Raw genomic sequence first — 13,460 nt, 5'->3', positions numbered from 1 at the left:
TTCGTTCCCTCCTACCCGCATTACAATGTTATGAGACAACCTATGTAATTATGTCTTCCCTCCCTTCCCTCTCTAGTACTCTTCCAAAACCACCTGTGCAATGGCATACTCCGAGCTATGGCTGATGGAGACCCACGCCTGATAGTGATGATAACCCTTCGCCCGGATGACCGGCGCTCCTGTTCCCTCGTCTGATAAAATTTCGATGTCCTGAAAGCTGAGACGCCCAATTCCCGTTCCAGATGCTTTGGCATAAGCTTCTTTGGCAGCAAAACGTCCAGCTAGATATTCCACTTTCCTTCTCTCATTCAGTGTTTGATAGCGGAGAATCTCCCGCTCAGTCAATATCCTTTGAACAAAGCGATCCTTTCGCTTTATACTTTGTTTAATACGATCCAATTCAATAATATCCACACCGATGCCTTTGATCACGATTCATCTTCCTTTTCATTTCAATCTATGAACAGTATACCCGAATCTTTTCCTTGTAAAAAAGAATACGAGGAAGTTCTGAGGATTACATTAGAAATAGGAAGTTTTAAAAATTCCCAAGAACCCTGGATGCAAAAGGAACAAACTTTGCACATCAAGGAGTTGGAGGACCTCCTCCAACGACCTTCTTGCTATCTTGAACATATAAAGGAGACCAGGTTATGTTTGTACGAACCGAAAGTTTCAAAGAATTTATACGTTTTTACCCAATTGTTTCATTTCTCGTCGGGCTTCATTTCGCCCTCTGGCTGTTGATGGATTTTCTTCAGCTAGGATTTGCAGTGGATTTGAAAGAGTGGGGAACCGGTATGAATGTCCTCATTTTGAACGGAGAATACTGGCGCCTCATCACTCCGATCTTCCTGCACGGGGATTTCACCCATGCTTTGTTCAACTCCTTTTCCCTTGTTTTGTTCGGTCCAGCCCTTGAACAGATGTTGGGAAAAGTGAAGTTCGTCATTTTGTATATAACCGCCGGGTTCATCGGGAACCTCGGTACCTTCCTTGTCAATCCTGACGGGTATTACTGGCACCTCGGTGCTTCCGGGGCCATTTTCGGTATATTCGGCGTTTACTTATACATGGTCATGAACCGCAAGCACCTTATTGATGCAGCGAATTCCCAAATCATTCTCGCCATCTTTGCCATCGGTTTATTCATGACGTTCGTCCAGCCAAACATTAATATTACCGCCCACTTATTCGGTCTGATTGGAGGTTTCGCGCTTGCCCCCGTGATTTTGAAAAATGCCCAGCGTTTTTCTTTGTGGCAGGTACGCGCCCGTCATTCCCGTTCCGATAACGACGACATTTCTTTCAACCCTAACCGTTGGAAGAAAAGGAAGTATGGCGGGAAATCACCCGGAAAATACATTTTATGGGGCATCATCATTTTCCTTGCGTTGTTCGCGCTCATCAATCGAATCTAATCACTTCACCCTCCGGGGTGGAGTTTTTTTATATGAAATGCGTTTTTCTACACGCAAAAAGGCCAGCCCTCCGGTGGAGGACTGACCTTATTATAGGCTTATTTTAGCTGCGGCCTTTATTTTGATAGTTTCCGCGTTTGCTGCCGCCTTTACCGTTGAAGTTACGGTTACGGGATTTGTTTTTATTGTTGAAGTTGCGGTTGCCGCCTTTGCGGTAGCCACCTTTTTTCTTATTCTTATCACGCTGAGCAGTCTTCACACTGATTGGTTGAACATGAGACAAACGAACAGGGACTTCACTGCGCTCTTTCGTCATCATCTTCAGAGCTGCAGCTACTAAATCTGCAGAATCATGCTGCTCAAGCAACTCATTAGCTGCCTGCTTGTAATTGTTAAGGTTGTTGTTCGTAATCGTCTCTGCCAATTTTTCAACGGCAACTTTCTGCTGACCACGTGCAGCTTCTTCAGAAGAAGGAACTTTCAACCGTTCCACTTTCTTCTTCGTGATCTTCTCGATCAAATGAAGCTGATCTTTTTCACGTGGTGTAACAAAGGAAATGGACTTCCCTTTACGACCGGCACGGCCTGTACGTCCAATACGGTGGACATAGCTTTCCGGATCCTGAGGGATGTCGAAGTTGTACACGTGAGAGACATCAGAAATGTCCAGTCCACGTGCAGCAACATCTGTCGCAACAAGGATTTCAATGCGTCCGCGTTTGAATTTATTCAATGTGGACATACGCTTTCCTTGTGTAAGATCTCCGTGAATCCCTTCAGCGCTGAATCCACGAGCCTGCAGACCATCCGCTACTTCATCGACACGACGCTTCGTACGACCGAAGACGATCGCAAGAGCAGGATCGTGAATGTCCAACAGACGGGATAACGTATCGAACTTGTGTTTTTCAGGAATTTCAACGAAGTACTGTTCAATGTTCTCCACTGTCATTTCCTTTGCTTTCACTTTGACCTCTTCCGGGTTGTTCATCAAGGTCGTCGCGATATCACGGATTTCTTTAGGCATCGTTGCAGAGAACAGCAATGTTTGACGCTCTTCCGGCAATGCTTTCAAAATATCACGGATATCATCGATGAAGCCCATGTTCAGCATTTCATCTGCTTCATCAAGAACAGCTGTGTGAACATCCTGCAGCTTAATCGTTTTACGACGGATGTGGTCAAGAAGACGTCCTGGTGTTGCTACGACGATGTGATTGTTTTTCAGGGCGCGGATTTGGCGCTCCATGTTTGACCCACCGTAGATCGGAAGGACACGGACTCCTTTTCCTTTACCTAAACGGTTCAATTCTTCTGCTACTTGAATAGCCAGTTCCCTTGTCGGGGCGATGACAAGTCCTTGGACAGCTTTCACTTGTTTGTTGATTTTTTCGAGCATCGGAATACCGAATGCAGCCGTCTTCCCTGTACCTGTCTGAGCTTGACCAATCACATCTTTCCCTTCTAGTCCTAGAGGGATCGTTTGCGCTTGAATGGGTGTTGTTTCTTCAAAACCCATGATGTCTAATGATTTTAGGATTGGTTTTGATAATCCTAGTGATTGAAATGTTGTCACAGTAATTTCATACTCCTTTATTGTTAAATCTTCTACCTATATACATGTAAAAAAAGCCTTCTGCCACAGGAAACGGGAGAGGCTTCTCTGGTATCTGCCTGATAGATTCATTCATCATAACACATATAACATAGTTAATTCTACACATTTCAGCTATGCTTTTCAAACGTAATAATGATAAAATGAGTAAAAACTGACGTTTACCAGAGGAGGGCTCACTTGGAAAAGCCTCCAGTGCAACCATATATTGTTTTGTTCATCGGTGTCCTTTCCATATCAACGTCTGCCATTTTCGTCAAACTCGCAGGGGATGTGCCAGCAGCGATGATAGCTTTTTACCGGCTGGTGCTTGCCGTCGGAATTATGGCTCCTTATGTATTATGGAAACATTTTGATGAAATCAAACAAACAAAAAAGAAAGATTGGATCCTCGCCGTTTTTTCAGGAATATTTTTAGCTTTCCACTTCATCCTGTGGTTTGAATCATTGAATTACACGACAGTCGCAAGTTCCGTCGTTCTTGTTTCCCTTCAGCCGATTTTCGCTTTTACAGGCACCTATCTCTTTTTCAAAGAACGGTTTACCGTCGGTGCCATCTTCAGTCTAGCGATCACGTTGACAGGGAGCGTAATCATCGGTTGGGGGGACTTCCAGATCAGCGGAATGGCATTGTTCGGTGATATTCTGGCCCTTTTAGGAGCAGTCACCGTGACCGGATATTTCCTGCTTGGTCAAAATCTCCGCAAGAGACAGTCCATCATGACGTATACGTTCATCGCCTATGGAATGGCAGCACTCACCCTTCTTCTCTATAATATGGCGCTCGGTTATTCATTTACCGGGTATAATGAAGATCAATGGCTGGTATTCCTTGGACTCGCCATCATTCCGACTTTTTTCGGTCATACACTTTTCAATTGGACATTGAAGTGGCTCAGCACTTCCACTATATCAATGGCTGTCCTTGTCGAACCGGTTGGCGCATCTATTTTAGCTTATTGGATTCTAAATGAAGGGATCACATGGACGCAGTGGCTCGGTGGATCAATTGTGATCTTCGGATTGATGATGTTCATCCTGAGTACGATGAAAAAGGTGAAACCGAAATTCACCCATGCCCCGGAACGCAGATAAAACGAGAAGTTTGATATACTATTGTATAGATACGGGGATTCCCCTAGAAGTACGAAGAATCTAAGAGAGCAGGTGAAAGAATGGCAATACAACTGATCATAGACGGGGGCGGAGATTTGGCCCCGGGAATGATGGAAGAACACAACATCCAATATGTCCCTCTAAACTTACACTTCGGAGACGAACAATACAAAACAGGCAAAACGATCGATCTGCCTACCTTTTATGAAAAACTGAGGCAGTCGGAAGAACTGCCGCGTTCCTCTTCTCCAAGTCCAAATGACTTCTATGAAACCTATAAAAATGTAGAGGCAGAGGATGAAATCCTTGTTCTCGCCTTAACCCAGGGATTGAGCAGCACGTATGAAAGTGCGGTAATGGGGAGGGACATGCTTCTACAGGAGGAACCAGACCGTAAAATCGCTGTCCTGAATACGAAGACGGCTTCCTGCGGCATTGCTTTACTTGTAAATGAAGCGACCGCCCGCATAGACGAAGGCTATGACTTTGAACAGCTCGTTTCCCATATGGAGGAGCGGATCGAAAAAACGACGACTCTTTTCATTTTGAAGACGCTTGAAAATGTCATCAAAGGCGGGCGCCTCGACAAAGTGAAAGGGGCTCTTGCTAAGACACTGAACATCAAGCTTCTCATGAAAGCAAGTGAAGATGAAGGATCGGTGGAGGTGACGGAAAAAGTACGCGGCAACAAGAAATCGATCCGTCGCTTCGTAGAACAGATCGGAGAATATGCCTCTAACCTGGAAGACCGTGTCATTGCGATGTCCCATTGCAATGATGAAGAGCGAGGGAAGAAGGTGTTAAATACGATCAAAGAACGGTACAACTTCAAAGACTCTCTCTTCATGGAAACAGGGCCGCTCATTTCAACCTACGCTGGAGAAGGCGGCCTTGTCATCGCCTTCTTTAAAGATTGAACTTTAATAAAGCTTGCTAATGATACTTATCACCTCGAAACGGATCGATCAACGAGCGGGAGCTTTCGTTGAACAAGTCCAATGGCCGAACTTTAGCAACTCCAAAAACGTCAGAGGAAAAATTCCTCTGACGTTTTTTATGCATGATACGCGTCATAATCCGGCTGTGGCGATAACATTGCAAGAATACCCGCTGTTACAGGAAACAGGAGGGTTAGAAGAATGACTTCCTGATAACCCCCGAGCCAATCATAAAACAGACCGAATGGCAGCGGCCCTAACGCTGAACCGACGACCATGACGGTCTGGGCAAGTCCTTTGATACTGCCAAGGTGTTCACGCCCGAAGTAATTCGGCCAGACGATATTCAATACGATTCGCTCAAAGCCATTCACAAATCCCCAGAACACTCCAAAACCTACGGCCATCCACCATGAATCAGTAAACAGCAGAAGGAGGAGCGTGAAAATATGTCCAAAAAATGTAATGGCCAAAATGTAATGAACTTTGAACCGATCGACCAAGTAGCCACTCACGAACGTAATAGGAAACCCGATAACCGCCATCAGCGTGAGGACCATGGCAGCGACCCCTGTATCAAGGCCTCGCAAATCCATAATGGAGACGATATGAAAGGTTACCGCCGTGTTCACGAGGGCAGGTACGATCACACAAAAGAGAATGAACCAAAACGCCCGGGTTGCCATCGCTTCTTTTAACGTCCAGCTCTTTTCATTCACATCAACGTTAGGATTCTTTCCGGGCCCCCCTTTAACCGGCTTCGGATTACCGTCAGGGACTTCTCCAACCTGTTCCGGCTTGTTTCGAACGAAGACAAAGGCCAAAGGGACGAACAGAACCAATAACGCTCCCCCCCATAATCCCCACGTCATTCTCCATCCAAACGATTCAATCATCCATGTGTTCAAAGGCGGGAGCAGAGCAGAGCTTGCAAAACCACCGATCGCCATAACACTCAATGCTCTTCCCCGTTTTCTAATGAACCATTGCGGAACAAGAGTATTTGGAATCAGCGTCATCGATCCTTGGCCAAACAGACGGATCATGAAGAATCCAAAAAACATCATGATCGGCCCGAGCAAAAAGGCATTCCACACGAGGGCAAAAGCCAGACATAACCCGACGGCAACCATCATAGCTCGTTGGCCGAAACGATCGATCAATCGCCCCATCATGAACAATGTAATCCCCGCAAGGAGCGTTGCCGCTGAATAAATACCGGAAACTGCCGATCTCGAATACTCAAAATTCTCTATGTAATAATCAATAAAAATAGATACAGAATAGGTTTGGCCGGGCCCTGAAAAGAACACACCCAAACCAGCAATCGCCACAACAACCCATCCATAATAAAAAGAGGTCTGAATGGGTTGTCCACCTTTATTCGTCATCCGATTCCCTTCCCCCTATGGTTGACTCACAAAATCCATCACTTCATCAAATAATTCATCGCTGTCATCCCCATGACAAATTAAATGCTTCGACTTTTTCAAAAAAATGACTTCCTTTTCTTCAGACGGAATTTCTTCTTCCAAATATAGAGCAGCCGTCTTCGGTACCATACCGTCCAATTCCCCCTGAATGATCAACACCGGACACGTGACGTGCTGCAAATACGGGCGTGTAAACTGGACACACTTCATAAATTCAAAGGTGGAAAAGAGATACGTATCCGTTAGCTTCTTCTGATATCTGACAAAAAGCTCATTGTCTGCAAGTACTCCGTTCCAGGCATCGGCGACCATGGCCAGTATATCTTTGCACATCTGCGGAAGGCTGACATACTTCCCTGCCGCTGACAGAAGAACCAGCCGGTCCAGGTGGTACTTAGCTGTCAAATAAGCAGCGATCATTCCACCCATCGAAAAGCCGATGATGTAGATTCTGCTATGTCGTTTCATGAGGTCAAGCAAAGCGAGCTCTGCCGTTGCAATCCATTCTTGATAATAGTGCCCTTCAAGATCCAAATCCTCCCCGTGGCCAGGAAGTGTCGGATTGACGATTTCCCAATCCGTCCGAGCTTCCAGAAAATCGACGAGGGGCTGGACTTCATCCGGGCTTCCTGTGTACCCGTGAATACATAAACACCCGATACTCATGTTCCTAAGCCTCCAACCTGTTCATGATATGATGATAAAAAAGGCCCCCTCATCCCTGTAAGGGGAACGATTTATTAAAGAAAATGCGCGCTAAATGAATAGCGCGCGGTTTACTTGATGCCTTTCACGAACGTTCCGATCCCTTTAACGATAGGACTGACATCCTTCACGGTTTTCATAACTTGACCGGTGGTGGACATCATTTTGTCAAAGTCGAACTGTCCGTCTTCTTTTTGAAAATAACTCATGACTCCCTTGGACATATCACCGACGTTTAATGATGCATTCGCGTTTGCATCTACATTCCCAGTCTCAGTATAACCTGTATAGTCGTAACTATTCACATACGGGTTCTGAAAACCATACATCGTCTGGGCGTAAGGGTTATAACCCCAGTTATTCCCCTGGTTGTTATACATATGCTGGTAATTCACCTGATTGGACTGATCATAAGGAAAGTTGGCAGGATACCGGTACAAGCTATTGTTGTAGTAATAGTAAGGATTGTATGGGTACATGATTGTTCCACCTTTAACGTAGGATACTTCAGCCTATGAAAAAGCATGGGAAAAAGTGAAACGATGTCGTTGCCCCTTGACCCTTCTCATTTAATAATTCCTTGTAAAGTGTAAGTCCAATGGCTTCCGAAGGTCAGGGAGAGAAACTTCCTCCCCATTCACAAAACTTCCAAGAGCTAAAAAAAAGAAAAAAACAAGTGATGAGAATCACTTGTCGAAACCCTTAAGAAAAACGCATGGAGTCTGTCATAGCATATTGAGGATTCTCTTTTATGCCCAGCTTCTGCTTCATTTTACGTTCTTGATAACCGAGAATCTTTTCTCCATCTATAAATACAGCGGGTGTCCCGTATATATTCTTCCTCTGTAATTCTTTAAAATACTCACGATTCTCTGAAACATTCCGCTCATCAAAATCTACATTCCAATCTTCCAATGTTCCAAGCACTTTCTCACAATAGTGACAGTTCCGACTCGTGTACACGACAACTTCCGGGTTACCCAAAGCTCCCCCTCCTTGTGTCTTTTCCAATTCTGTCTAAAACTCTTTACCCGCTTTCCCCTCACCTAAAACGATTTTCTCATTAAAATACACCTATTTTTTGTACCAATTCTGTTCATTTATTATTACTAGGCGATTATAAAGAAGGTGATAAGACACTCTTTCCCCCTCAATAATGACCATAAACAGGAAAAAGGTAAAAGAAGGAAACTAACCGGCCCATAACGAAAAATAAAAGAAAAACAGTAACCACGGAGGCGATATGGATATGCTTAATACTTATTTTTTTACAGGGTTTCCTGGATATTTGGCATCCTCACTAGTCAAAGAGCTCTTCAACAAAGAACACCCCATAAAAAAGGTCTACCTCCTTCACCTTCCGGGGCTTGAGAGGGACGCTCAAAAGCAAGTGGACTCCTGGATAACTGATACAAATGTGGATACAGAAAAGATCGAACTTATACCAGGCGATATTACGAAAGAACGATTGGGCCTTTCCATCGAACGTAGCAGACAAGTGACAACAGAAGTCACACACGCCTTTCACCTGGCTGCTCTTTACGACCTGGCTGTGCCGCTTTCCCCTGCGTGGAAAGTGAATGTGAAAGGGACGAGAGAGATGAACCACTGGGTTTCAGATTGCCCGAACTTAGAACGTTATGTATACTTCAGCACCGCCTATGTTTCAGGAAAACGCGAAGGGAACATTCACGAAACAGAGCTTTCCCACGCCCAGGGGTTTAAAAACCATTATGAATACACTAAATACGAAGCGGAAGTCCTCGTCCAGCAACAATCCAGCCGGATCCCAACAACCATCATCCGCCCAGGCATCGTGGTCGGACATACGAAGTCAGGAGCCACTGCTAAATTTGATGGCCCGTATTTCATATTGAATTTGTTAGAAAGCTTGAGAAGTCTCCCAGTCCTCCCTTATTTCGGAAAAGGGGACGCACGGGTAAACCTTGTCCCTCAGGATTTCGTGATGGAAGCCACCGTTCATCTGGCTCACCATAAAGAAAGTGCGGGGCAGACGTATCATCTCACAGATTCAGACCCTTATACCGCTAAAGAAATTTATGAGCATTTCAGCAGCATTTATTGTAATAAACAACCCCGCTTCCTCCTGCCTGTCAGCATCGCAAGGCACTCATTACGTCTCCCCTCCCTTCGGAGAGGACTTGGGATACAAAGACAGGCCATGGATTATTTCCATTACTCTGCGGACTACGACAACCGGGAGGCCGAAAAAGATTTGGCGGCTTCCGGCATTTTCTGTCCCGATTTATTCTCCTATACCGATGTTCTGATCGATTATTACCGCGAGAATAAAGGGGACTCGTCCAAACATGTATCTATCCTGTAGTTCACAATAAAAAAAGCGGGAACCCTCCTATGGGTTCCCGCTTTTTCAAACATTACTGAGCTTCCATCCAATTCTCATAAAGCGTCTCCAATTCAATCTCCAACTCATTTTTCTCTTGCTGAAGATCCATTAATTCTTTCACATCTCCATCGTTCTGCATCTGATGGTCGATGTTGGAGATTTCCTGTTCGACCCGGTTGATTTCCTTTTCCCAGTTAACCGGAGCTCCTTCCATAGGAACCTCTGCCTTTTTCGGTTGGGCACGTTTCGATGTCTGTTTGTCGTGTTCTTCTACTGCTTCCAGCTTCTCATACCAATGGCGTTTCGTTTCTTCATACGAACCCATAAACCGATGGATCCTGCCGTCAACAAGATAGGCGGTATGCGTAAAGCATTGATCAAGGAAATGCCTGTCATGGGAAACTCCAATGACCGTCCCTTTAAATTGTTTAAGGGCCTCCTCCAGCACTTCCTGGGACTCTACATCCAAATGGTTCGTCGGTTCGTCCAAAATGAGCACTTGAATATCCTGGTGCATAAAGATCGCCAATTTCAACCGCATCTGTTCCCCACCGCTCAAGTGGCGGATTTTCCGGAAGACGTCATAGCCATAAAACATGAACCCTGCCAGCCTGTGGCGCGCCTCTCCCTCTGTCACCCGGATATGGTCTCTGAAATGATCGATCATCCTTTGATCACGATCGGCTTCCTGAAGAGGATTTTGAGGAAGGTACCCCACTTTAATCGAAGGCGCCTGTTTAATCGTCCCCGCGGTCGGCTGTTCTTTTTCCAATAATAGTTTCAAGAGGGTCGATTTCCCACTCCCGTTCGCCCCGACAATGGCCAGACGATCCTGGTAACGGACATGGAGGTTGATGCTTTTCAATATCCTCTCTCCGCCATACGTCTTCTCAAGACCTTCCACGGTGAACACATCTTTCCCTGTCCGTCCATCTGCCTCAAGAGAAAGGTTCATTTTTTTCGGATCGATCACCGGCCGTTCCATCTTCTCCATCCGTTCAAGCGCCTTTTCCATACTTTTCGCTTTCTTGAAAAGCTTAGGGTTGGGTGGAGTCGCTTCATTCGCCCATTGTCTAAGACGCCTGATCGCTTCTTTCATTTTCTTAATCTTCTTCTGCTGTTCTTCGTATTGATGAAACTCAGCCAGCAGCTTTTCTTCCTTTTGCTTTTCAAAAGCGGTGTAATTCCCTTTATACGTATCAATTTCTCCTGATTCCAGGTCCATGATATCTGTAACGACATGGTCAAGGAACGAACGATCATGGGATATGACACAGATCGTTCCATCATAAGACTGCAGGTAGTCCTCGAGCCATTCGATGGCCTGAAGATCCAAGTGGTTCGTTGGTTCATCAAGAAGCAGCACGTCGGGCTCTTCCAATAACAGTTTCCCAAGTCCGAGTTTGGTCTTCTCACCACCGCTCAGGCTTTGGAACGGTTGATCCAACAGATGATGAATCTTCAACCCATTTGCCACCTGCTTGATGGCAGCCTCCATTTCGTATCCGCCTCGCTGGGTGAAACGCTCCTGGATTTCTCCATAAGCAGCAACGGCTTTTTCCATTTTCTCAGGTTCTATCATTTCCATCTCTAATTCTTTCATTTGTTCAGCCAGCCCAACAAGCTCAGTAAAGGCTTCTTGCAAGTACTCTCTTCCAGATCCCGCCCAATCCGTCGGGATCTGCTTCAAATAGCCGACAGCCGCACCTTTCTGTATGAATAAATCACCACCATCCAAAGGTTCTTCTCTAGTGATGATCCGGAAAAGGGTCGACTTCCCGCTTCCATTACGGCCGACCAACCCAACACGCTGTCCCGGCTTGATTTCCATATTTAAAGATTCGAACAAAACTTCCCCGCCAACAATCTTATATAAATTCTTCAATGTAATAATCATAATCATCGTCCTCCTAAAGACTTTATAAAAAACACAAAAAAAGCCAGAGGTCTCGTCACCTCTGACTTTTATCTGCAAAATAATCAGGTATGAGACGCTACACTTCTCCACTATTCAAATGCCATTTTGGACATACGTGTCCCGTTGACAGCTGAATTGTGAATAATCGCACGGCGTACATAGTTGATTTGATAGTCAAGCACGTGCATCTGTAACATCTCCATACCCTCCTTTGTCTTTAGAATTACTCCCATTATACCGGATCGTCAGAAAATTCGCTACTATTTTTTAGTATCCGCGTACTTTCCAAGCTTCTTCAATAGATCGATGGCCTCCTGCTTTTCTTCATCTGTCAGACCACCCATGATCGATTCGATTTCTTTCCAGTGATCAGGGAAAATACCATGCAGCAAGTCCCGCCCTTTTTCTGTAATGGACGCATATGTGATGCGCCGGTCATTGGGACACGGAACTCGATTGATATATTCTTTCTTTTCCAGCTTGTCTACGACGTAGGTGATACTGCCGCTGGCAAGCAGAATTTTCTCACCGATTTTCTGGAGGGGCTGATCCCCCTCATGATATAAAAGCTCCAGGACACCGAATTCAGTCGGGTTCAATTCATATCTTTGGATATCGTCCTTCACCAAATCCGCGATCGTGCGCTGGGCTTTTGTCAATACGACAAACAGCTTCAACGATGGATCTTGTTTTTTCTTGCGGTACAATTCTTGTTCGTTCATCACGTTCGCCCATCCTTTTCAATAGATAAAGATAGTATAAGTTTAACAAAATCTAACTGTCAAACCACCCTTTTTACGCAAAATAACATTAAGGGCTGTCTATAAACCGTAATGCATTAGGTCCAGCCGCCAGGAAAGTGAAGTGGCCCGGCAGCACTTCCAGTTTCTCCGGAGTCTTCCCTTTGATCTCCCCATCCATGTCAACATCCTGTTGGCGCTCGACATCAATGGTCACTTTTTCAGCCTGATAGTGAGAAAGCTCCTGGAAATCACTCTCTCCCGATTGCGCTTTCCCCATTGTCATAAGCTCTCTGAACAAAGTGAGGTTGGAATTTTTAACGACGAGAATATCCAACTTCCCATCCTGTAGATCGATCGTCGGCACCGGAATGCGACGGGTTCCTAAAAATTGTCCATTCAAGACGAGGATCATCACCGCTTCCCCGTCAATTTCTTCATCATCGACCTTCATTTTAAAATGAAAAGGGTCAGCTTGATTCATCGTTTTCAGAGCACTCATAAAGTAACTGAGCACACCGAATCGGCTTTTTTGATTTTCATCGATGTTAAAAGATGTCTGTGTAACCAGCCCGATTCCCCAGAAATTGATGAAATAGTCGTCTTCTGTCTTCCCTGCATCGACCGAAACTTCTTCTCCATCGACCACAGATGCAGCCGCCTGGTCCAGACGCTGCGGTGTATCCAGTACCCGGCTGAAGTCGTTACATGTTCCTCCTGGAAGCACTCCGATCACCGGACGTCTTTCCAACGGAGCGAGACAGTTGACAACCTCGTGCAGCGTTCCGTCACCACCAAACACGAAAAGGACCTCTACCTCTGGGCCGTAGTACCGGCAGGTCTCATATAAATCGTCTAAGGATAAAGTTTGAATTACTTTTAATTCTTTCACTTCTTTACTTAAAACCGGAAGCACTTGCCGAAGTGCCTGCTCTGCTTCTGCTTCATTTTTATTACCATTATAGATGAAGATTCCAGTTTGATAACGAGGCATAGAATCCCTTCCTTCCACTTATCATAATTGACTAAATGTTCACCTTTGAAACCAATGGAGCTTCAAAAGCTTGGATAAAATGATGGATGGTTTGTCTCATTCTGCATACATCCGCTTGCTTCATATGTCGGGAGGGAAAAGGATTCTTCCCCTTATCCTGCCATGTCTCGTCCATTCAGGGGTCTTCTACTAAAACAGAATCGATCAAATCC

The 13,460-nt window shown here is 45.2% G+C and carries 13 protein-coding genes; 4 read left to right on the top strand and 9 right to left on the bottom strand.

All coding sequences use genetic code 11. From position 1 onward, the window contains the following. Nucleotides 1-72: 72 nt before the first annotated feature. A complete protein-coding gene (gene acpS, locus ACXADE_RS01840) occupies nt 73-432 on the bottom strand; it encodes a holo-ACP synthase (RefSeq protein ID WP_474978824.1) in 360 nt (119 codons plus the stop codon). A 221-nt stretch (nt 433-653) separates the two neighbouring features. On the opposite strand from acpS, the gene ACXADE_RS01835 reads away from it, so the two are divergent. Beyond that, entirely contained in the window at nt 654-1,421 is a 768-nt protein-coding gene (locus ACXADE_RS01835; RefSeq protein WP_474978823.1) for a rhomboid family intramembrane serine protease, read from the top strand. 103 nt (nt 1,422-1,524) lie between these two features. Here the strand turns inward: ACXADE_RS01835 and cshA are convergent, their stop codons facing one another. Continuing rightward, nucleotides 1,525-2,997 carry a degradosome RNA helicase CshA gene (gene cshA, locus ACXADE_RS01830; RefSeq protein WP_474978822.1) on the bottom strand — a complete coding sequence of 491 codons (1,473 nt, stop codon included), beginning with the start codon at nt 2,995-2,997 and terminating at the stop codon, nt 1,525-1,527. 219 nt (nt 2,998-3,216) lie between these two features. On the opposite strand from cshA, the gene ACXADE_RS01825 reads away from it, so the two are divergent. Both ACXADE_RS01825 and ACXADE_RS01820 read left to right on the top strand, forming a co-directional pair. After that, on the top strand, nt 3,217-4,131 hold the full coding sequence (locus ACXADE_RS01825; RefSeq protein WP_474978821.1) for a DMT family transporter: 915 nt from the start codon (nt 3,217-3,219) through the stop codon (nt 4,129-4,131). A gap of 80 nt (nt 4,132-4,211) precedes the next feature. Beyond that, nucleotides 4,212-5,069, top strand: coding sequence for a DegV family protein (locus ACXADE_RS01820; protein WP_474978820.1), 858 nt, complete (start codon nt 4,212-4,214; stop codon nt 5,067-5,069). A gap of 137 nt (nt 5,070-5,206) precedes the next feature. On the opposite strand, the gene ACXADE_RS01815 is transcribed toward ACXADE_RS01820, so the two are convergent. The 4 genes from ACXADE_RS01815 to ACXADE_RS01800 form a co-directional block, all read right to left on the bottom strand. After that, nucleotides 5,207-6,481 carry an MFS transporter gene (locus ACXADE_RS01815; RefSeq protein WP_474978819.1) on the bottom strand — a complete coding sequence of 425 codons (1,275 nt, stop codon included), beginning with the start codon at nt 6,479-6,481 and terminating at the stop codon, nt 5,207-5,209. A 15-nt stretch (nt 6,482-6,496) separates the two neighbouring features. Beyond that, complete coding sequence (locus ACXADE_RS01810; protein WP_474978818.1) at nt 6,497-7,189, bottom strand: alpha/beta hydrolase; 693 nt, start codon at nt 7,187-7,189, stop codon at nt 6,497-6,499. Nucleotides 7,190-7,299: 110 nt separating this feature from the next. Continuing rightward, nucleotides 7,300-7,707, bottom strand: a complete 408-nt coding sequence (locus tag ACXADE_RS01805) for a YppG family protein (RefSeq protein ID WP_474978817.1) — start codon at nt 7,705-7,707, stop codon at nt 7,300-7,302. A gap of 223 nt (nt 7,708-7,930) precedes the next feature. Then, nucleotides 7,931-8,212 (bottom strand): glutaredoxin family protein, encoded by a 282-nt coding sequence (locus ACXADE_RS01800; protein ID WP_474978816.1) that lies wholly within the window; start codon nt 8,210-8,212, stop codon nt 7,931-7,933. 265 nt (nt 8,213-8,477) lie between these two features. Here ACXADE_RS01800 and ACXADE_RS01795 point away from each other — a divergent pair, with 265 nt between their 5' ends. Further along, nucleotides 8,478-9,575 carry an SDR family oxidoreductase gene (locus tag ACXADE_RS01795; protein ID WP_474978815.1) on the top strand — a complete coding sequence of 366 codons (1,098 nt, stop codon included), beginning with the start codon at nt 8,478-8,480 and terminating at the stop codon, nt 9,573-9,575. 52 nt (nt 9,576-9,627) lie between these two features. Here the strand turns inward: ACXADE_RS01795 and abc-f are convergent, their stop codons facing one another. The 3 genes from abc-f to ACXADE_RS01780 form a co-directional block, all read right to left on the bottom strand. Further along, a complete protein-coding gene (gene abc-f, locus ACXADE_RS01790; protein WP_474978814.1) occupies nt 9,628-11,493 on the bottom strand; it encodes a ribosomal protection-like ABC-F family protein in 1,866 nt (621 codons plus the stop codon). Between the two features lie 281 nt (nt 11,494-11,774). Next, nucleotides 11,775-12,236, bottom strand: a complete 462-nt coding sequence (locus ACXADE_RS01785; protein ID WP_474982175.1) for a MarR family winged helix-turn-helix transcriptional regulator — start codon at nt 12,234-12,236, stop codon at nt 11,775-11,777. 88 nt (nt 12,237-12,324) lie between these two features. Continuing rightward, complete coding sequence (locus tag ACXADE_RS01780) at nt 12,325-13,248, bottom strand: YegS/Rv2252/BmrU family lipid kinase (RefSeq protein ID WP_474978813.1); 924 nt, start codon at nt 13,246-13,248, stop codon at nt 12,325-12,327. Between the last annotated feature and the right edge of the window lie 212 nt (nt 13,249-13,460).

Source organism: Halobacillus sp. ABR2_026 (genome assembly GCF_056158545.1).
This window is presented reverse-complemented; position numbering and strand designations above follow the sequence as displayed.

Coding starts and splice junctions, on each gene's coding strand:
- ACXADE_RS01835 (WP_474978823.1), top strand. CDS start 654: ATGTTTGTACGAACCGAAAGTTTCAAAGAATTTATACGTTTTTACCCA.
- ACXADE_RS01820 (WP_474978820.1), top strand. CDS start 4,212: ATGGCAATACAACTGATCATAGACGGGGGCGGAGATTTGGCCCCGGGA.
- ACXADE_RS01815 (WP_474978819.1), bottom strand. CDS start 6,481: ATGACGAATAAAGGTGGACAACCCATTCAGACCTCTTTTTATTATGGA.
- ACXADE_RS01810 (WP_474978818.1), bottom strand. CDS start 7,189: ATGAGTATCGGGTGTTTATGTATTCACGGGTACACAGGAAGCCCGGAT.
- ACXADE_RS01805 (WP_474978817.1), bottom strand. CDS start 7,707: ATGTACCCATACAATCCTTACTATTACTACAACAATAGCTTGTACCGG.
- ACXADE_RS01795 (WP_474978815.1), top strand. CDS start 8,478: ATGCTTAATACTTATTTTTTTACAGGGTTTCCTGGATATTTGGCATCC.
- abc-f (WP_474978814.1), bottom strand. CDS start 11,493: ATGATTATTACATTGAAGAATTTATATAAGATTGTTGGCGGGGAAGTT.
- ACXADE_RS01785 (WP_474982175.1), bottom strand. CDS start 12,236: ATGAACGAACAAGAATTGTACCGCAAGAAAAAACAAGATCCATCGTTG.
- ACXADE_RS01780 (WP_474978813.1), bottom strand. CDS start 13,248: ATGCCTCGTTATCAAACTGGAATCTTCATCTATAATGGTAATAAAAAT.